The following is a 20066-nucleotide window of genomic DNA, read 5'->3' on the forward strand; positions in this document are numbered from 1 at the left end:
TGGGGGTACCTTTCTTATTTTTATTCAAAATTTCAACAGAAAATTTAACAGACCCTAAGATGGAACTATGTGTAGTTTATTGTGCAGAGTAAACATTCACATTGTCACACACTAAACCGCGAAAGTAATACGAAATAAATCTGCCATCAACACTTTTATCTAATGTTATGTTAAATAATATAACTTATTGGTGTTAAGCTGCAACGTTCGAAAATACGTCTCTTGCTGGGGCTATGAGCTTGCCGACACCACAAACTAGATAACACCAAATTAAGTGTTATTATTCCTTTTCTTTTGAAGATGACTCAATGTCATCAGATTCAATAAATTGATTACGTTTTGGATCATAGCCATGGGAAATAAGCTCAGGCGGTGGTGCCTGAACTGACGGGTTTGGTCTAGGTTCAAGATTATCAGAATTCTCAGACTTATTGGAGTCAAAGTTGGCGTTTGATCCATTAGAATTAGAATCTCGCTCTGCAATCATAATAATATCCTCCTATGTTGTTAGGATTAATAAGAGCCAAACCAATATAGAAGTATTGATAAGGCTAAGAGTAGTACCGAACATATCAGATTGTAAATCAGGAATTTATAGCCATGTCCAAGTAGTATGCACTTTTTATTTGTAATAGCAAGGTTCTTGCGATAGATGTCTTTAATCTGCCGAGCGAGAGCATAATAAATATCAAGGTGGGAATTATTATCAAAAAATTGGATCATTTTATCATCAATACGGATATGATAGAGTGATGTTGTTTTGAGCACACCAAGAAGGTATCTCCAGCTTATGATAGTGAATATTATTACAGCTACAGTTAGTATTATAATAAAGTATTCTAGGCAGCCTTCTGGCGGAATAGCCACCTTAACAACCCAGTTAACAAGGACTGGGCTAAATGAAATCAGTATGGTTAGGGCAGCAAACATCCGTGTCGCTTTTTGTTCTATTTGATTGAATCTGGCCATCTCACCGTTCAATGCATCTTTGGTTAAATCAAAGAGGTGTCGATACTTAGTTAACTGATCTAATAGTTTGTCGCGTTCTATCAACTCGTTCTTGGACATAGTATGTTCACCAATTGATTATGATAATACCTAACGATCAAGCTCACCGTAGTATTAGATTTGTAATGTTAAATCCTTTGCCTTCTGTTTCTTGACCCCGATCCAATTTAATAACAGATACCTTACCAAAACTTTCAAATACTAATTATACTATATAATAAATAAAATTAGCAAAAATCAAGAACTTTTTTGAAAAATTTGTACAATTTATTCACTGGAATTATTTTCACCACCTTCTTCAATCTCTGTGATTTCTTTTTTTGTGAATAAATAAGTTTTTAAAGCATTATCCCAGCCAGGCATATTTCTTCTTAGCCATTCAAGAAGCATTGCAGCATGTTCCATTTCCTCGTTTTTGTTGTGTTCTATAATATCTTTCAAACTACTATCAGTTGCTGTAACCGATCTTTGATGATACCAGTCTATCGCTTCTATCTCCTCCTTCAGACTATTTAATGCTCTACTAAAATCCCTATCCTCAGGTTTTAATTCTTCTAATGGTTCATGGTAACTCATATTTCTCCCCTTTCTTAAAATTTTTATTTGGTTAGATACTTTGCTATAATTGTTTTTAAACCATGATTCTCAAAGTAAACATTTATTCTTGCATTATCTCCGTAACCTTCAATCTTAACCACCTCACCAACCCCGAATATTCTGTGATTTATCCTATCTCCTACTTCCAACTCACCACTTTTTTTAGACTTTCTTTCTTTACGCAGGTTACTTTTTTTTCTTTTAAGTGTAGTGGATGTTCTTGAACCACTATCAATGGCAAGAGTATCCTCCGGCAACTCACTCAAGAAAATTGAAGGCTTTGACTGTGTTGGCATTCCAAGATAATTGGTAAAATTTGTTGTAGATAAGTATACCATTTCTTTTGCTCTTGTGAGTCCAACATAAAACAGCCTCCTTTCCTCTTCAAGATTTCTAATTTCACCATTTCTCTCAAGGGGAAACAACTTATCATTTAATCCGCAAATAAAAACTACAGGGAATTCAAGTCCTTTTGCACTATGCAGGGTCATCAGTGATACAGCATTTTTTGTATCCTCCCATGTATCAATATCACTTATCAAAGAAACGTTTTCTAAGTAAGACTCGATTGTTGGGTTTTCATTTTTTCTGCAAAATTCCGAAATATCGTTAAGCAAACCTTCTATATTATAAAGTCTATCGATGGAATCTTCATCGCCAATTCTCTTATAATAACCTCTAACACCAAGATCATCCACAAGCACTCGCGACCATTCTTCAAAAGAAAGCTTAGACAGAAGTTTTCGAAATTTATTTATGAAATCGTAGAAACTCTGCAGTGCATTACGTTGTCTTTTATCAAGCTGTATAAAATCAAGGTGTGATAAAGCTTCGTATATAGTTATATTTTTTGCTTTGGCAAAATCTTCAATTAGATTCAGAGTGACTTTGCCTATACCTCTTGGTGGAAAATTTATAATTCTTTTCAGGCTGATATCATCCTTAGGATTAAGAAATACTCTGAAATATGATATCATATCCTTGATTTCCTTTCTTTCATAAAACCTAACTCCGCCGATAATAGTATACATGATATTGTTTCTGCGAAATACCTCTTCTATAACTCTGCTTTGTATATTTATTCTATATAAAACAGCAAAATCTCTAAAAGTTCTTTTTTTTGTTAAAATTTCTTTTTCAATAAAATGAGCTATTCTCTGTGCTTCATCATACTCATCTTGAGCTTCAATAAGGACAATCGGTTCTCCATCACTATTATTGGACCAGAGAGTTTTATCTGCTCTGTTTTCATTATTTTTAATAACTTCAGCTGCTGCTTTCAATATCTTTTTTGTAGAACGATAATTCTCTTCAAGTTTAAATACCTGACAATCAGGGAAAAACTCATTAAATCTTAATATATTTTCTATTTCGGCACCTCTCCAGCTGTAAATACTCTGATCATCATCTCCTACTACGCATATATTTCTATGCTTTCTTGCCAGAGCCTCTACAAGATAAAATTGAGGCTTATTGGTATCTTGATATTCATCTACAAGTATATATTGAAAAAGTATTCTATACTTTTCTAAGATTTCAGGAAATCTTTCAAAAAGTTTCAGAGGATATAGCAATAGGTCATCAAAATCTAGAGCATTTGCTTTGACTAAAGCTTCCTGATATCTTTCATAGACTTTTTTAACAATTTGGTCAAATTTATTCCCGACCCTTGGTTCGAATTCTTCCGGATAAATCATCTTGTTTTTCAAAAATGAAATTCTTTTATGAATATTTTTAACATCAAATCCTCCAAGAATTATATCATTTTTTTCAATTTCCGATTTAATAAGTTCAAGCTGATCAGCTGTATCATAAATTGTAAAGTTACTATCAATTCCTAGGTATTTAATTTCATGTCGCAAAATTTTTGCAAAAATTGAATGAAATGTACCAACCCAGGGCATTAAAATTTTTTTATTAAAGAATTTTTCTATCCTCGTTTTTAGCTCGTTAGCCGCTTTATTAGTAAATGTAACGGCAAGTATATTCTGTGGTTTTGATATATTATTTTCTATCAAGTAAGCAATTTTATGAATAAGTACCTTTGTTTTTCCACTTCCCGCACCAGCAAAGATTAATTCAGGACCTCCAGTGTACTGTACGGCTTTTCTTTGTTCAGGGTTTAATCCAATTAGTGACCTCAATTCTTTATCCCATTCATCAACCTTAAATAATACTTCCTTATTTTTTGTAATTTATTTTTTGCTTTAAGAAATTTTTTATAGTCGTGGGTAAACGTATGAGTTCCATCTCCATTATGTACCATATAGAGGTATTTTGTATTCGCAGGGTTTAATACAGCCAAAATAGACTTTAACCCAGGATTATTCACTGGTCCTGGCGGAAGTCCCTTATACTTATAGGTATTGTATGGAGAATCGATTTCTAAATCTTTTGAATAAATTCGCCTTGGACCATCGGGAATAATATACTGAATAGTTGGATCAGCCTCCAATCTCATCCTTTTTTTTAATCGGTTTATATATAAAGAAGCTACAATTGGTCTTTCAAAATCGTATTTACATTCACCTTCAACAATTGAGGCTAATGTTAATACTTTATTTAAATCCCATTCTGAATTGTTAATGACTTCTCTTATAGAATCATTTATAACTTGGAAAAATCTGCTAATCATTGTATGTATAACCTCACCTGCAGAGACTCCATAACTGAAAACATAAGTATCAGGAAATAGGTATCCTTCTAATGTAGGACTCATTATATTGTATAATTTTAATATAGAATCATTTTTAGTCAACGCGATAAATTCTTCTTTTTTAATACCCAATCTAACTTCTAATACCTCAGCGATTTGCTTTATTGTATAACCTTCCGGAATGGTTACCTTAACCTGAGCTACGGCATCCCTTGAGAGTATGTTTATCAATGTAAATAGATTGTTTGCATTGTTTATATAAAATCGACCAGCTTTCAAAGATTTAGATTTTAATAGCAATTTGGTAGCAAGTATGAAGGAATACTGATCGCGTATTATTCCTTTGTTATATAAATGTTCTGCAATTTGACTAGCATTTAGCCCCTTTGGGATATATACAGACTCTGTATTATTAATAGGATATGTAAGAATAACAAGATATATAAAGAAAATAAGAAATAACAAAATTATAAAAGTGGCTTTTAGCTGTGATTCCTTAAGTGAGGCTAACAATTTTTTCATACTGAAATTTATACTTTAAATGGAATAGGAACAAACGTAAGAATAAAAATTATTAGTGCAATTACACCTATTATTTTTTCTTTATTTGTTAACGGTCTATGGTAATCAAATACTGGAGGATGTCGCATCCTAATTAAAAAGAAAACAAGCGCAGCCCACACCAGCCAGTTTAATGAAAAAAATCCAAGAAGAATAAGCAATGCAAATGCTACCCATTGTATTTTGTTATATTGATTTACAAAAATTGCGTAGGTTATATGACCACCATCAAGCTGTCCTATTGGAATTAAATTAAGCATTGTAACTATCATTCCAATCCAGGCAGCAAATGCTATAGGATGAAGCACAATATCTGCATTTTCTTCAAGGCCGGGAAACACTATTCCTATAGCTATCTTCATTATCAATGACTCTCCAAGTTTTAAGCCTGTATTAGGAAGATTATAAACAATATCAGATAGATGTAATCCTATAAATAACAAAGGTAGTGCAACTAAGAATCCTGCAATTGGACCTGCTGCACCAATCTCTATTAATGCCTTTCTATTTTGTATTGGTGATTTTATCCTTATGACTGCCCCAAAAGTCCCTATAAAAGTTGGAGCGGGTATGAAATATGGCAATGTTGCCTCTACTCCATGTTTCTTTGCCATCAAGAAATGACCAATTTCATGTATACCAAGGATTAATAAAAGTGAGAAAGAAAATGGAATTCCTTTATAAATATTGAGTGGATTCTTAAAAGGATTCTCTCCTGCCATCATTGTGCCAGCTAACAGGGTTGTCAAAAGTGTTAAAATAAATAATATAATATTAACTTTTGGAATTCTTACCTTTTCTTTTCTTAAAATAATTTCAAGGACATCCACTGTATCATATTTATATGTTTTTATTGATTCAACATCTTCTTTAAGTTCACAGAGTATATCATCTACATTCGTTCCAGGGTATAATAAGCCTTCTACTATAAGCCTATCACCACGATCATCAATCTTTATTATTTTTATCCAATTTACCAGTTTAACTACTATTTTCTTTTTTCTTTCATCCATATAAAAAATCTCTTGCTTTAAATCAAAATTGAACTTAACGCAATCGATAATTTAAATATTTATTTCATATTATTTCATAAATAGAATTTTACGTCTTGCTATTTTCCCCTCTTGTTCCAGTAGAATAAAATAAACTCCATTTGATACAATCCTGCCATCTTTATCTCTTCCATCCCATGATAACAGTAACGTATTTTTATCATTTGTATCAATACCATATATTTTTACAAGTTGCCCAAGTATATTATAAATTTTTAATTCCGCCCTCTTATAAGGTGTTATTTCAACTGGTATATAGACTCTCTGCTGTCTTCCAAAAATAAAGGGATTACTAAATGGTGCCTTTATAGCTAATTTTATTTCTCTTGATTTTTTTGTTCCCTCGAACTTAAAATTTACCAATTCTGTATCAACTCCATTAAAAAATTTAACGTACATATCTTCTCTATCAGCAAGTTCAAGGTTTATATAAGCATTTATTTTTATAGTATCTTCAATGCCTATAACACCGTTCTCTGGAAAAATGCCTATCGGATTGTTACCGTTGTCGAACTCAAAATATGCTTTATTAATACCTATATTAATTAAAGAAAATTTTAAAACTGGTAATGTATCGTTAAAAATATTTTTAAAGGGTAATATAGCTGCCTGAGGTTTTTCTTTGTTTCTTTGAAGTATACTGAAAAATATTTTTCCATCTCCCCCATTAGAGCTTATATTAACTGTTAAGTTGTGTAACCCGGGTTTAAGTTTTCCACGATCAATATAAACAGTTATATCTTCAGAAACAGTAACAGCTCCAGTATCAGTGTCAAAAATCAGATATTCAGGATATTCAGGAATACTCCACAAAAGTGTACCGGTACCCGCGTTTAAAATTGAAATTGTGTATTTGTCTTTCTCATTATCCCATATAAAAACAGAATCTGGACGTAAAGCAAGCTTTGGTTGAATTGACAATGGCTTTAAAAATATCGCTCTAATAAGCCAGTTACCTGTCAGTGTAATCTCGTTACCTTCTTTATCCGTAACCTTGAAATTTGATAACGGGAAAAATTGGTTCCTTACTCTTATATAGGCTCTACCCTCACCACTTTCTTCATCACTATATCCCAATGAGTTATTATCAGAGCTGATACCAATATAAATTGTTTTGAAAGTATCGGATAGTTCTGATTCATTTATATCTATCCGTGTCCACGAATTCCCGGAAGGAATATAATTATATTTGGTATAGATCAATGTAGAATTCATATCCTTGTAAATTTTAATATTTACAGGATTTTCGTATAAGCTTTTGAATTTTATGGCTTTTAATTTACACCTTGGATCAGGGAGGATAAATTTTTGAACCGATTCAAAGTCCTCCCCTCCTGACGATGTGAGACTAATATACATATCAAGGGAATCTTTATCGTATGAAACCTCATACTCTTCATAAATAAGCTGTCCCAATGAGGTGTAGGAAAAATTAATAGTTGGATAAGGAGAGGTAACAATATTCCTATAAGGAATAAATGTTATCTTTTGATAATCAGTTCCAAATGCTATATCAGAGAAATCGTAGAAAGTTGGGCAGGGTTTTTTAAATTCGATTTCATGTATCCCATTAGATTCTTTTACTATAGCGAGATTTATATTCTCAATGTTTTTATATTCTAATTCGAAATCAATATTTCTACCGGAGCTAAACTGAATATACTCAGCAGCCGCTAAATTTAAATTATCTGAAATTGGTTCTGTATTAAACGATGAATGGAAGTGCTTTGAATATAATGGAGGTATTTTATCTCCCATATAGCTGTATATGCCGTTGTTTATCATCTCGTCATTAATCAAATTTGCGATGAACCATCTCTCAAGGATCTGTCTTTTGCTAATTTTATAGTTTAAAGCGCACTCAATACTTTCAAGGGAATTATCCTTACTTTTTTCTATTTTCTTAATTGTTTCAATGCCAAACTGACGATATATATAATAAAAAAATAGCCCAACTTTTGAGTAATCCAGAATACTATTATCAAATTCTGTTAATTTTCTATTGGTATTATTCAAGAACGTTGCAAAGGAGCGTGACGGTAATCCCAGTATTCTGGGTGCCAGCTCTGATAAACCCTCGTTTAACCATGTATCTTCATCTTTATCATAATTATAATGTATTAGATGCTGGAGTTCATGGGCTATTATAGAAAGAGTTCCCTCACTTGCTGGATTCCCGGGATCAGTGTCCACATATATTATCTCACCATAATTGCCCTTATTTTTATTCGACAGATCCAGTGGATCAAAATAGCCAGCTACATATGTTTCTGACTTACCCTCTTCATAATCGTCTCGAACATCTATCAATAAAATAATTATTTTCCCATTATTATCTACATCAGATGGTTTGCCAAAAATATTATATTCACTTGGAATTATACCCACCTCTGGATTTACAGATTCTTCAGGTGTTTTTCTCAATATATATTCTGTAAATAGCAGAATAATATCTTGATTAACATTTCCATTATCAAGTTGATCAGTTTCCACATAGATGTCTACGGTATCATTTTCAAAAATCTTATAGAACTCAACCTCAATATATTCAGCCGGGTCTTTGAAAATGCCATCACGAATAAAAAATGTTGCATCAGCTTGCGGGGATTTATACAATAATTTTTTAACAATGGGTTCTCCCTTTGTGGCACTGACTATTGGAGTACCGCATATACCAGTTTCACTGAAGTCACTATTAATATAAAGTGATTCCCCTGAAATAATTGAGTATGTAAAAATACTTAATATTAGCAAAAGATATATAGTTCTCATTCTTATTCTTTACGTAACGAATGTCTTTCCTCAACTGGATCGCGAGTCATCAGCTCAAGCAAAGCCTTTTTGGGATTTTTTCCCTCAAAAAGTACTCTATAAACTTGTTCTGAAATAGGCATCTCTACTTTATATTTTTCAGCCATCTGTTTTACTGTATGGCATGTTCTTACTCCTTCAGCTACCATGGTCATTCCCTTAAGTATGTCTTTCAATTTTCTTCCCTTTCCAATCTCTTCTCCTACATATCTGTTTCGACTATATTTACTGTTACAAGTTACAATCAAATCACCTATACCACTTAATCCTGCGAAAGTTTCCTCTTTCGCTCCTAATCGGACCCCCATTCTTGTCATTTCAAAAAGACCCCTTGTTACCAAGGCTGCCTTTGAGTTATCACCTAGGGAAAGACCATCGCAAATACCAGCGGCAATAGCTATTACATTCTTAATAGCACCCCCAATCTCTACTCCTATGATATCTGAAGATCTGTATATCCTGAAATATTCTGAGATGAATCGCTCTTGTATGAACTTTGCTGTGTCTATATTTTTAGATGCAGAGACAACACATGTGGGAATTTCTCGGGCAACCTCTTCAGCATGACTGGGACCATGGAGTGTTACAATCATGTCTGATGGATGATCCAATACCTGCTCGATTACCTCACTCATTCTTAATAAAGTGTCTTCTTCTATACCCTTAGATAAGTTAACTATTATTACATTTTTATCAACCTTTCCTTTTATATTCTTTATTGTATCTCTTACAGTATGACTGGGTACTGCAACCACTATGACTTCTGCTTTTTCTACAGCCTTATCGATATTATTCGTTACATGAATTCGTAATGGTATTGGAATTCCTTCAAGAAGTGGATTCCTTCTTGTTTTTTTAATGATTGATACATTTTCAGGATAATACTCCCAGAGATGTACGTTATATTTTAATTTATATAGATGAATGGAAAAGGCTGTACCCCAACTCCCAGCACCTAAAACTGCGATATTCATTGAAAATATCCTCTATATTATTTCACCAACTATTAAAGCTTTTTCACCAATAGCTTTGAGGTAACCTAATAATTCATCCATATGGTTTCTATCATATATCAGAATCATTCCAATACCAAGATTAAATACATTCCTCATCTCTTCTTCTGATATCCCACCTACAGATTGAATCAGTTTAAAAATGGTGGGCCATTCCCATTCATCCCATTTTACTTTCAGCTCCCGACCTTCAGGTATTATTCTTTTAGTATTCCCCAAAATACCTCCGCCAGTAATATGACTTATTCCGTGTAGACTGGGTCTCTTTAAAATTTCTTTTAATACTTTATAATACGATCGATGGATTTTTAATAGTTCTTCGCCGAGAGTAGACCCAAGTTCATCAATATACTGGTTTAATTTAAATTTTTTTAATAAAACTTTTCTTGCCAGAGTGTAACCATTTGTATGCAGCCCATTTGACGGTAGTCCAACCAGTATATCTCCTCTTTTGACTTTATTTATTATTATGTCACTTTTCTCTACAATACCAACAATAGTTCCAACAATGTCAAATTTTCCGTAATCATATACATCTGGCATCTCTGCCATTTCGCCGCCGATCAGCGAACATTCATTCTCTCTACACGCTTCAGCCATTCCCGATATTATAGATTCAATGTTTTCTGATTTTAATTTTCCAATCCCAATATAATCCAAGAAGAACAAGGGTTCTGCCCCGGATGTCAGTATATCATTAACACAATGATTCACAATATCCTTTCCAATACTATCAAATTTCCCCATTTCACAAGCTACCAATACTTTTGTTCCTACACCATCGGTACTCGAAACCAGAACGGGTTCGCTGTATTTATTTAAATCAATCTTATAGAATCCCCCAAATAATCCTATATTGGATAAAACATTTTCGTTAAATGTACTCTTTACAATATTTTTTATCTTTTGAACTGCCCTATTTCCTTCTTCAATGTCTACGCCAGATTCCTTATACGATTTCATAAAAACTAACTACTATTCTCTGTATATTTCATCAATTATATTTTTATATTTCTCTTCAACAATTTTTCTTCTTATTTTCAATGATGGTGTTAACTCTCCTTCTTCAATTGTAAACTCCTTTGATAGTAACCTAAATTTCTTTACTTTTTCAAACTGTGCAAAACCTTCCATGGATTCCTCTATTACTCTTTCATAAAGTTCCTGAACCTCTTTTAAATTTATCAAATCTTCTCTTGATTTCCACGCTAATCCTTTTTCTTCAGCCCATCTTTCAAGATTTACAAATTCTGGAACAATCAAAGCAGATACAAATCTTCTTTTATCACCTATTATAAGAACCTGTTCAATCCATTTAGATGAAGCAAGGGCGTTCTCCATTGGTTGAGGGGCAACATTTTTACCTCCCGAGGTCACAATTATATTCTTCTTTCTGTCTGTAATAATTAGATATCCAAATTTATCTAAAATACCGATGTCACCGGTGCGTAGCCACCCTTCTTCATCAATTACTTCTCTTGTGGCTTCTTCGTTTTTATAGTAACCCAGCATTACATTTTTTCCCCTTACCAGTATCTCGCCATCTTCAGCAATTTTTACTTCAACATTTGGTAAAGGAGGTCCAACAGTTCCAATTCTATTTTGCTCTAAAGGGTTCACAGAGACGACAGGTGAGGTTTCTGTAAGACCATAACCTTCAAGAATTTTTATATTAGCAGCGTTAAAAAATTCTCCTATTTCCTTCGGCATAGGTGCTCCGCCAGATACTGCAAACCTTAATCTACCGCCTACTCTCTCTTTTAATTTTGAAAGTACGATCTTTTTCAGAATAGAATAAGAGATAGTTGTAAAAATATCGGGGTTCTTGCCTTCTGCCTTTTTCTTACAAACTTTTTTACCTTTTGAAATTGATGTCCAAAATAGCTTTTGCTTTATTTTTGAAAATTTAGATACATTCTCTATAACCCGTGCATAAACCTTTTCAAAAAGTCTTGGCACGGTAGTCATCACTGTTGGCCTCGCTTCCAGTAGATTTTCCGCAACTTTTTCTATAGATTCCGCATAGAAAACCTCCGCTCCGATTGAAAAAGTTAAGTAATGACCGGCCATGCGCTCAAAACTATGACTTAAGGGAAGAAAAGATAAAAATACATCTTTGTGATCAACCTCAAGGACATGTAAACTACCATAAATATTTGATGTAAGATTTTCGTGAGTTAGCATAACACCTTTTGGTTCACCTGTAGTACCCGAAGTATAAATCAAAGTGAGTAGATCGTCTTTTGCTGTATTCGTTATAAATTTCTCAAAAAAACCGGGATGTTCTTTAATATATTCATCTCCCAATTTCATCAGACAATCGAGAGATATAAATTTTTCATTATCTATATAAGTATTATCCATTACTATGACTTTTTCGATTTTAGGTAAATCATCGATAATAGAGACTACCTTTTCCGATTGTTCTCTATCACCGGCAAAGATGAATCTTGATTCAGAATGTTGAATTATCCACTTTGCTTGCTTAGCTGTAAGGGTAGGATAAATTGTAACTGTTGCTCCGCCACTAATAATAATTCCATAATCACACATTGCCCAGTATGGACTATTTTGCGCAATAATACCTACTTTATCTCCTTTATCAAGTCCGATTTTCCTCAGTCCCCCAGAAATCTTTTCTACAGTTGATCTTACTTCTCCAAATGTCAGGCTCTTTATTATACCATTTTCTTTGAAACGATAAGCGACTTTATCCCGGAATTTTTTTGTAGAAGTATCAAACATTTCAGCTATTGTATTATGAAAGACGAGATTTCTACTCATTAATCACCTATTAGTTTTTTCTTGATTTTAAAGAATAAATATTTAAAAATATACCGCTATTTGCCGAGGTGGTGGAATTGGTAGACGCAGCGGACTCAAAATCCGCCGAGCTTATGCTCGTGAGGGTTCGAATCCCTCCCTCGGCACTTAATTTAAATAAAGCACTAGCCCCAAACTTGATTTGCCTTATCAAAGATTTGTTAACTTCCTCTGATATTTTTTAATACTTGAAGTGCCTTTTGCCTTTCTTCTTTAGCTACCGGATAATTCTTTATAACTTTTTCAAGCTGTTCTACAGCTTTCTTTTTATTCCCCATTTTTAAATAACAGAGACCCATTCTATACCTAGCATATGCGGACTTATTTCCATCGCCAAGATTAAAAACTTTAGAATACGCATCTAATGCATTATTGTATTCTCCCATGAAATAGTATGCTTCTCCAATCCACCATTGAGCATTATCCGCTAAATTATGTTGTGGATTATACTTAACAATATTATAAAATGTACTTATCGCATCTCGATAATTTTTACTCTCAATCAAAGAAATACCCTTTTTGTAAAGTCCTTCTATATTTTGTATTGATGAAGGTTTTGGTCTTATCTCTGTCACCTTTATCTCTTTAACAGGAATTCTCTTATTCTCACTCAACTCTGCATATAACTTTCCAAGTGTTGCCTTATCATACGTTAATTCTACCGATACCCTTCTATTTAGAAAATCCTTAGCTTTATCTTTAGAGGTAACCATAGGATTATCATTACCGACAGAAATTATCTCGATCCTGTTCGACATTACTTCCTTTTCATTATCATCAAACATTTCAAGTATCAATTTCCCGATTGTCTTCGCTCTTTCAAATCCCAGTTTCCTATTTTTTAACTCTACACCTGAGTTTCCAGTATGCCCAAATAACCTAACCTTAACATCTTTATCAGTCCTTAGCGCTTTTACAATTTTAGCAATCGTCATAATATAGTTACTATTAAATGTCATACTCGGCATTTTATATTCACCCTGTTCGAAATAAATATCTTCAAATGTAGTGCTCAATAAAGCTAAAGTCATCTCATTTATCTTACTATGGTGTATTATCCCCTTTTTTTCATCATCAGTTACCACAGCAGATTCTTTTTTTTCTTTTACAATAGGTTTTTGAACAGTTGAAAGTTTAGTAGCGATTGTGTCTTTTTTTACAATTTCAGCTTTGACTTTTTGTTCAAAGGGTTTGGCAGTTATTGTATCTTCTTTTATCTTTTCAACTGGTTTTTTAGACTCAATTTCAAAGGTCTGTACCTTTTTTTGCTCAGTGACTGTAACTGGTTGTGTAACTATCTTTGGCTCAACCTTTTTTATTGTATCTGGTTTTAATAGACTTTCCTCGGTTACCGATTCTCTTTCTATTGATTTCTTACCACTCCCACAATTGACAATTAATGTAATGGCAATAAAAAAAATAAAAGGAAGTTTTTTCTTCATAATCCCCTCACTTTAAAAAAATAAACACCCGACAATATCTAATATCTTGTCGGATGTTTTTATAATAATAATCATGTTTTTGATAAAAATCTAACTACTTTTTCTTTGGGAAAACTTTTTTTTCAACAGTTTTTAGCCTTTCATCAAGATCTTTTAAATTTCTTTTCAATCTAATAGTTGCAGTTTGTAGATCAGTGGTGGATCTTGTCATTTGCCTCTGGAAGCTAGCTAAACGCTCATCAACTGCATCAATACTATTTTTAAGATTTTGAAGTTGATTGTTAGTTTCAATTTTAAAATCACTGAGTAGTAAACCTACAGAGTCAATACGAGATATTAGTTTCGCCTCTTTTTCATATAACATCAACTTGAGGTCCTTTAGGTCTCTCTGAAACTGCTGTATGTGTTTGCCACGCCCTATAAATTGTAATTCAAGATCTTTTAACCGAAATGAAAAATCATCATATTGAGAAGTTATAAGAGAATCTTGCCTGTTCAGATAATCCATTTTGTTATTGAGTTTGCCTACAAGAAACGAAAAATAGATTGCCACTATAACCAATATTACAATTACGATAGTTTTGATAATCTCTTTCATCAACCTACTCCTAATTTTTACTGTTTTCAACTCTCATTTCATATTAATCCAAGCTAATCACTAAACATAAATCAAATAAATTCAAATTGTGTTCAATTTAATTATTAAACCTAAAAAATACAAAGTCAATTTTAAATCACCACTTCTCTCTTTTAAAATCCTCCCACCGGTCTATTTCCCTAATTATCATTCTACATACACTACGAACTCTTGGATTCAGTTTAATTTCAACTACATCCGTATCTTTCGTTAATTTTTCTAATACATATCTAAATTCTTCAAGTTCTTCTTTGTCCATTTCAATACTTAATCTCGTTAACATAATACTCCCTCAGTTCTTAAAATATTTAATATATAACATCAATTTTTTCACCACATTCGGGACATAAACCCCCTTTAATTTTATTTCTTATTACATCAAAGTAACTGCGCTCTATTAATAATTCTCCGCAATTTGGACAATAGGTATTACCTTCAGCAGTAGTTAATACATTACCCTCATATACATACTTAACACCCATTTTTAATGCAATATCTCTTGCCCTATCAAGGTTATCTTTTGATGTTCTTGGTCTGTTTGTCATTTTATAGGTTGGATGGAAAGCAGAAAAATGAAGTGGAATATAGTCTCCAAGGTTATCTAGTATCCAGCTAACAAGTCCTGCAATATTATCATCACTATCATTTAATCCAGGGATTATTAAATTGGTTATTTCTATCCATACTCCCATATCCTTAAGCGATTTTAAGGTATATAGAACCGGTTCTAATTCTCCTTTAACATATTTTCGATAGAATTCAGTGTCTATTGATTTCAGATCAACATTTGCTGCATCTATAAATTTATAGAGCTCTCTGATGGCTTCATGACTTATGTATCCGTTTGTAACCATTACATTTTTTAGCCCCCTACTCCTTGCTAAATTTGATATATCAATCACATATTCAGCAAATACCGTTGGTTCATTATATGTATACGCGATTCCTATTGAATCATATCGCAATGCTGCCTGTATTATCTCTTCTGGTTCTATAAACGTACCTAAATTAAACTCGTTGTATTTGCCCCTTGAAATATCATAGTTCTGACAAAATAGGCATCCCAGATTACATCCATATGTTCCAATTGAAAGAATACGGGTACCAGGATAGAAATGATACAACGGTTTCTTTTCAATTGGATCCATATTTAGTGCTATTGGATGACCATATGGGAGTGAATATAGTTTGCCACCTATATTTTTTCTTACGTTGCAATATCCGACCTTTCCATCACTGATAACACAGTAGCGAGGGCATAGTGTACATTCTACACTGTTATCTTTTTCTCTTTTATAAAACCTTGATTCAAAAAGATTATTTTTCATTATAGTAAAAATCCTTTTTGTAACATTTTCTTTGTAATTACTGATTATACATGAAAATACAGATACAGACTTTCATCACCTTCGTTTACAAACTGGTGAAACTCATACTGCTCTATGAAAATCACCATTCTATTACAGATTGAAATCATCTCTTTCACTATTTTCGATGCTCCTCTAAATATTACCACTTCATGCTCAAAAAACTGACAAACTTTTGCTTTTTAACCTTTTTAATTCAATTATCATCAAAGACAAATTCTTTAACTTTAACTAACTGTTTAATGACCATTAAGATAATTCCGAAATTCCGATTTCTTCATAAAACTCATCAATAATATAAAAAATATCTGCAATAATAGAATTTAAAATAAACCAACCTTTAACATTTATTTTAAAATTTTCTCCATCTAATATAATGTACTTCCTGTATTTAGAGCTTACATCATGGATAATTTTATCTATTATATCTTCTCTATTCTTAACTATTTCTTTTAAAGAGGACAATTTTAAACCATCCTTTAATCTCAGCTTTAACATCACCATCTCTTTTATTTTATCTTTTTCACCAATGCAATATTCATTTTCTATCGGAAGCCTATTTTTATCAATCATTTTCATATATTTTCTAATATCAGTCAGATTGCTCCACCTACGATTTTTAAAGAATGAATGGGCAGACGGACCAAAACCTATATAATACCCCCTGTTCCAGTAATTTAAATTATGCAGGCATTGATATCCAGGCTTTGAAAAGTTTGATATTTCATAATGCTCATAACCGTTCTCTGTCAGAATATTGTGGGCATATTCATACATTTTAAATTCAATCTCTTCACTAACATGTTTAATAATGCCCGTTTTACTCATTCTCATTAATTCCGTATTTTCTTCATAAATTAAGTTATATAATGAAATATGCTCGGGCTTTATTATAAGGATTTCTTTAATATCCCGCTTAAAATCTTCAAGACTTTGACCTGAAATACCAAAAATCAAATCAACGTTTATATTCCCAAATCCCAAATCTCTTGCTTTATTCAGTGCTATTATGTTATCTCTTGATCTATTGCGCCTTTTTAAAAACTTAAGGAGTTCATCATTAAAAGACTGGAAACCGAAGCTAAGCCTATTAATTCCAAATTCTCTATATTTTCTTAATAATTCAGAATCAATATCTACAGGATTCAATTCAATACTTATCTCAGAATTTACATTAAGCCCAAATTCGTTATATAAAACATGAAATATTTGTTCTAATTCACTAAGTGTCAATAAATTTGGACTACCACCACCGATATATAAAGTAATCGTTTTAGAGAAATTAGAAATATATCTTCTAAATAAACTAAACTCTCTTATTAGATATTTTGTATACTTCGATCTAATTGCTTCAAATTTATTAATCGGGACGGAGTAAAAATCACAGTATATACATTTGGAGACACAAAAGGGAAAATGGATATATATCCCCACTGTATTATTGTCATGAAATAATTTTACCAATTCTTGTCCAGCGGAATTTCTTTAAAAGTTTAAAGAAAGGAATATTTTTATCCCAGGAGAAGTAAACCAGTAGTGCCTTTCCTGTTATAAGTTCATATGGTACAAATCCCCAGTATCTACTATCGTAACTATTGTCTCTGTTGTCACCAATCATAAAATAGTGATCCTGCTCCACTACATAGTAATCCTGATACTTGCCATCAATATACATTTTGCCGTTTCTTAATTCAAATTTATGATGAGCTAGTTCAACAACATTTCTGATAATATCTGTGTTGTGTATACCAAACCAAAGCGTATCACCTTTAGCTGGAACGTATACTGGCCCATAGTTATCCTTGTTACCAGCTCCTTTGGGGAAAATACCTGGTTCATTCCACCCTTTTGGATAAATAAAATTAGATATAAACTTAGCATTCGGTGCATTTTTAAATCTTTTGCCATCAACATAAATGACTTTATCTCTTATTTCAATTGTCTGTCCAGGTCCAGCCACACATCTTTTTACATAATTGTAGTAGGTATCCTTTGGAAACTTAAATATTACAACATCATTCTGTTTTGGTTTCCGAAATTTAGGTAGTCTTATCCATGGTATACCAAATCCAATTCGTGTCCAGGGAATACCAATCCATCTTGGAGTACAGGGACCATAGATGAACTTATTTCCAAGTAAAAAATCACCAACCAGGATTGTATTTTCCATAGAACCAGTTGGTACCTGATAAGCTTCAATTACAGTTGCTTTGAGACCAACAGCAATAAGAATTATTATTATCCAGGATTTTATTTCCTGTTTTATCTTTTCTTTTCTGCTTAGTTTATCTTTTCTTTTTGCTTTCTTTGCTGTCTCTTCTTTTTTATCCTTTTTGCCCATTTTCTCCACCTTTATCAAATGGCAAAATTTATCCTTATTATATTTTTTTTGCTATCAAAAGTTTTAAACTTGGGGTAAAAATTCCTAATATATTATATCAAACCAAATATTAATTAAACAAATACATAATCATTTATAATCTGTTTATTAGCTGTTAATTCGAATTATTTTAATGAAGTAGCAATATTACCAGCATTTTTCAAAAATTTTACGAAAATGGAAACCATATATTGCAAATGTTACTGCTAATACAATATGACGTGGACGTTTAAAAATAGTCCAGAAAAGTAGCTTCCAGTAATGAATTCTTTCTTTTCCTATTAATCCTAATCGCACAATAGACTTTATAAAAGCTTCTAAATGCCGAATATCAAAGTGGAATAATCTATTATTCTTAGGCTCATAATCTTTCAAAAATTCTATAACACGCCTATAATAAAATTTTGGGATATAGATAGATTTAAGTAGTCTTCTATAACCAGCAATAAGTGTATCGAATTGTAATTTAGGGATGAAATTTATAGAAAAGTCAGTGTTATCACCAGTGGGATTGTTCAACAATCTGTTTTCTCCTTTAAGTTTTCGATAAAGTTTAGTACCACGGGGAGCATTTAACAACCCAACCATTGCAACCACAATTTTACTGTTTCGAATAAACTCAATCTGTTTTTCAAAAATTGAAGGCGGATCACTATCAAAACCAACAATAAATCCACCTTCCACCTGTAAACCCTGATTCTGTATTTTTTTTACGCAAGAAACCAGATCACGATTTTTATTTTGATATTTGGTACATTCATCCAGACTTGCTTCATTGGGTGATTCAATACCAACAAAAACAGTGGTAAATCCAGCAAGAACCATCTCCTGTATAAGTTTTTCATCATCAGAAAGATTTATTGAAGCCTGAGTTGTGAATGTAAATGGGTATTTCCTATATTTCATCCAATCAGCAATAGCAGGTAAAATCTCATTCTTTAGTTTTCTTTTGTTTCCTATGAAATTGTCATCAACAAAAAATACTCCCCCTCTCCATCCATTTATATACAAACTATCTAATTCCAGCAATATTTGATCAGTATTTTTAGTGCGAGGAATATGTCCATAAAGAAAGGTGATATCACAAAAGTCACAATTAAAAGGACACCCTCTGGAATATTGAATATTCATCGAGGCATATTTTTTCATATTGATGAGCTCCCAGCTAGGTATAGGTGTTTTCTCCATATCTGCCCATTGTTGAAAAGCAGTATAAATATGTTTAGGTTTTCCTTTTTTTAAATCTCCAAGAAATAAAGGTAATGTAATCTCTGCCTCATTAAGTACAAGATGGTCGATATGATCAAATTTATCATAATTACTCGTAAAAAGTGGTCCCCCGGCAACAATTTTAGTATTTAATTCTTTACACTTTTTAACAACTTCTTTTACAGACTCTTTTTGAATTTCCATAGCACTTATAAAAGCATAATCAGCCCAAATAAGGTCTTTATCTTTCAGGGCACTTGTATTCATATCCACTAATTTTTTATTCCAGTCTTCAGGAAGCAGAGAGGCAACAGTCAGTAACCCGAGTGGCGGATATGCAGACTTTTTAGAAATGAATTTTAATGCATATTTAAAACTCCAAAAGGTTTCTGGTAATTTGGGATAAATTAAAATTACATTCATTATGAGACTCCTTCACTTCACAATATAGAGATTTTTTATTTTTAATCCTAAAATAAATATTTCTCAATATAAAAAATTTTTTAATAC

At 32.4% G+C, this 20066-nt stretch carries 18 protein-coding genes and 1 tRNA gene; 1 reads left to right on the forward strand and 18 read right to left on the reverse strand.

Annotated features, from left to right (window positions below):
• Positions 1 to 280: 280 nt before the first annotated feature.
• From H0Z29_10680 to H0Z29_10725, 10 genes are all read right to left on the reverse strand, one after another.
• The gene (locus tag H0Z29_10680; GenBank protein MBO8131957.1) at positions 281 to 487 is read right to left on the reverse strand and encodes a hypothetical protein; all 207 of its coding nucleotides are present in this window, start codon (positions 485 to 487) and stop codon (positions 281 to 283) included.
• Positions 488 to 513: 26 nt separating this feature from the next.
• A complete protein-coding gene (locus H0Z29_10685) occupies positions 514 to 1068 on the reverse strand; it encodes a hypothetical protein (GenBank protein ID MBO8131958.1) in 555 nt (184 codons plus the stop codon).
• Positions 1069 to 1275: 207 nt separating this feature from the next.
• Positions 1276 to 1584, reverse strand: coding sequence for a ferritin (locus H0Z29_10690; protein MBO8131959.1), 309 nt, complete (start codon positions 1582 to 1584; stop codon positions 1276 to 1278).
• Between the two features lie 23 nt (positions 1585 to 1607).
• Positions 1608 to 3749 carry a UvrD-helicase domain-containing protein gene (locus H0Z29_10695; protein MBO8131960.1) on the reverse strand — a complete coding sequence of 714 codons (2142 nt, stop codon included), beginning with the start codon at positions 3747 to 3749 and terminating at the stop codon, positions 1608 to 1610.
• Entirely contained in the window at positions 3746 to 4783 is a 1038-nt protein-coding gene (gene mltG / locus H0Z29_10700; GenBank protein MBO8131961.1) for an endolytic transglycosylase MltG, read from the reverse strand. The genes H0Z29_10695 and mltG overlap by 4 nt, the downstream gene beginning before the upstream one ends.
• Positions 4784 to 4791: 8 nt before the next feature.
• Complete coding sequence (locus H0Z29_10705) at positions 4792 to 5835, reverse strand: site-2 protease family protein (protein ID MBO8131962.1); 1044 nt, start codon at positions 5833 to 5835, stop codon at positions 4792 to 4794.
• 69 nt (positions 5836 to 5904) lie between these two features.
• Positions 5905 to 8646, reverse strand: a complete 2742-nt coding sequence (locus H0Z29_10710) for a T9SS type A sorting domain-containing protein (GenBank protein ID MBO8131963.1) — start codon at positions 8644 to 8646, stop codon at positions 5905 to 5907.
• A 2-nt stretch (positions 8647 to 8648) separates the two neighbouring features.
• Positions 8649 to 9659 carry an NAD(P)-dependent glycerol-3-phosphate dehydrogenase gene (locus H0Z29_10715; protein ID MBO8131964.1) on the reverse strand — a complete coding sequence of 337 codons (1011 nt, stop codon included), beginning with the start codon at positions 9657 to 9659 and terminating at the stop codon, positions 8649 to 8651.
• Between the two features lie 12 nt (positions 9660 to 9671).
• Positions 9672 to 10661, reverse strand: a complete 990-nt coding sequence (locus H0Z29_10720) for a phosphoribosylformylglycinamidine cyclo-ligase (protein ID MBO8131965.1) — start codon at positions 10659 to 10661, stop codon at positions 9672 to 9674.
• 12 nt (positions 10662 to 10673) lie between these two features.
• Positions 10674 to 12482 carry a long-chain fatty acid--CoA ligase gene (locus H0Z29_10725; GenBank protein ID MBO8131966.1) on the reverse strand — a complete coding sequence of 603 codons (1809 nt, stop codon included), beginning with the start codon at positions 12480 to 12482 and terminating at the stop codon, positions 10674 to 10676.
• Between the two features lie 62 nt (positions 12483 to 12544).
• Between H0Z29_10725 and H0Z29_10730 the strand changes: the two genes are divergently transcribed.
• Positions 12545 to 12628: transfer RNA gene (locus H0Z29_10730), tRNA-Leu, on the forward strand.
• Between the two features lie 54 nt (positions 12629 to 12682).
• Here the strand turns inward: H0Z29_10730 and H0Z29_10735 are convergent.
• The 8 genes from H0Z29_10735 to H0Z29_10770 form a co-directional block, all read right to left on the reverse strand.
• Entirely contained in the window at positions 12683 to 13963 is a 1281-nt protein-coding gene (locus H0Z29_10735; GenBank protein ID MBO8131967.1) for a tetratricopeptide repeat protein, read from the reverse strand.
• A 94-nt stretch (positions 13964 to 14057) separates the two neighbouring features.
• Positions 14058 to 14561, reverse strand: a complete 504-nt coding sequence (locus H0Z29_10740) for a hypothetical protein (protein ID MBO8131968.1) — start codon at positions 14559 to 14561, stop codon at positions 14058 to 14060.
• A 136-nt stretch (positions 14562 to 14697) separates the two neighbouring features.
• Positions 14698 to 14883: a hypothetical protein gene (locus tag H0Z29_10745; protein MBO8131969.1), complete on the reverse strand. Its 186-nt coding sequence runs from the start codon at positions 14881 to 14883 to the stop codon at positions 14698 to 14700.
• A gap of 25 nt (positions 14884 to 14908) precedes the next feature.
• Positions 14909 to 15928 carry an AmmeMemoRadiSam system radical SAM enzyme gene (gene amrS / locus H0Z29_10750; GenBank protein MBO8131970.1) on the reverse strand — a complete coding sequence of 340 codons (1020 nt, stop codon included), beginning with the start codon at positions 15926 to 15928 and terminating at the stop codon, positions 14909 to 14911.
• A gap of 44 nt (positions 15929 to 15972) precedes the next feature.
• Positions 15973 to 16116 (reverse strand): hypothetical protein, encoded by a 144-nt coding sequence (locus H0Z29_10755; protein MBO8131971.1) that lies wholly within the window; start codon positions 16114 to 16116, stop codon positions 15973 to 15975.
• 100 nt (positions 16117 to 16216) lie between these two features.
• On the reverse strand, positions 16217 to 17431 hold the full coding sequence (gene hemW, locus H0Z29_10760) for a radical SAM family heme chaperone HemW (GenBank protein ID MBO8131972.1): 1215 nt from the start codon (positions 17429 to 17431) through the stop codon (positions 16217 to 16219).
• Positions 17412 to 18308, reverse strand: coding sequence for a signal peptidase I (lepB, locus tag H0Z29_10765; GenBank protein MBO8131973.1), 897 nt, complete (start codon positions 18306 to 18308; stop codon positions 17412 to 17414). The genes hemW and lepB overlap by 20 nt, the downstream gene beginning before the upstream one ends.
• A 186-nt stretch (positions 18309 to 18494) precedes the next feature.
• Positions 18495 to 19979, reverse strand: coding sequence for a B12-binding domain-containing radical SAM protein (locus H0Z29_10770; protein ID MBO8131974.1), 1485 nt, complete (start codon positions 19977 to 19979; stop codon positions 18495 to 18497).
• Positions 19980 to 20066: the final 87 nt, after the last annotated feature.

Source organism: Candidatus Neomarinimicrobiota bacterium, from assembly GCA_017656425.1.
In the GTDB taxonomy this organism is placed as follows: Bacteria; Fidelibacterota; UBA2242; order UBA2242; family B5-G15; genus JACDNV01.

What these genes read in the sequence shown, in the direction of transcription:
- H0Z29_10680 (MBO8131957.1), bottom strand. Translation starts at nt 487, where the DNA reads ATGATTGCAGAGCGAGATTCTAATTCTAATGGATCAAACGCCAACTTT.
- H0Z29_10685 (MBO8131958.1), bottom strand. Translation starts at nt 1,068, where the DNA reads ATGTCCAAGAACGAGTTGATAGAACGCGACAAACTATTAGATCAGTTA.
- H0Z29_10690 (MBO8131959.1), bottom strand. Translation starts at nt 1,584, where the DNA reads ATGAGTTACCATGAACCATTAGAAGAATTAAAACCTGAGGATAGGGAT.
- mltG (MBO8131961.1), bottom strand. Translation starts at nt 4,783, where the DNA reads ATGAAAAAATTGTTAGCCTCACTTAAGGAATCACAGCTAAAAGCCACT.
- H0Z29_10705 (MBO8131962.1), bottom strand. Translation starts at nt 5,835, where the DNA reads ATGGATGAAAGAAAAAAGAAAATAGTAGTTAAACTGGTAAATTGGATA.
- H0Z29_10710 (MBO8131963.1), bottom strand. Translation starts at nt 8,646, where the DNA reads ATGAGAACTATATATCTTTTGCTAATATTAAGTATTTTTACATACTCA.
- H0Z29_10715 (MBO8131964.1), bottom strand. Translation starts at nt 9,659, where the DNA reads ATGAATATCGCAGTTTTAGGTGCTGGGAGTTGGGGTACAGCCTTTTCC.
- H0Z29_10720 (MBO8131965.1), bottom strand. Translation starts at nt 10,661, where the DNA reads ATGAAATCGTATAAGGAATCTGGCGTAGACATTGAAGAAGGAAATAGG.
- H0Z29_10725 (MBO8131966.1), bottom strand. Translation starts at nt 12,482, where the DNA reads ATGAGTAGAAATCTCGTCTTTCATAATACAATAGCTGAAATGTTTGAT.
- H0Z29_10735 (MBO8131967.1), bottom strand. Translation starts at nt 13,963, where the DNA reads ATGAAGAAAAAACTTCCTTTTATTTTTTTTATTGCCATTACATTAATT.
- H0Z29_10740 (MBO8131968.1), bottom strand. Translation starts at nt 14,561, where the DNA reads ATGAAAGAGATTATCAAAACTATCGTAATTGTAATATTGGTTATAGTG.
- H0Z29_10745 (MBO8131969.1), bottom strand. Translation starts at nt 14,883, where the DNA reads ATGTTAACGAGATTAAGTATTGAAATGGACAAAGAAGAACTTGAAGAA.
- amrS (MBO8131970.1), bottom strand. Translation starts at nt 15,928, where the DNA reads ATGAAAAATAATCTTTTTGAATCAAGGTTTTATAAAAGAGAAAAAGAT.
- lepB (MBO8131973.1), bottom strand. Translation starts at nt 18,308, where the DNA reads ATGGGCAAAAAGGATAAAAAAGAAGAGACAGCAAAGAAAGCAAAAAGA.
- H0Z29_10770 (MBO8131974.1), bottom strand. Translation starts at nt 19,979, where the DNA reads ATGAATGTAATTTTAATTTATCCCAAATTACCAGAAACCTTTTGGAGT.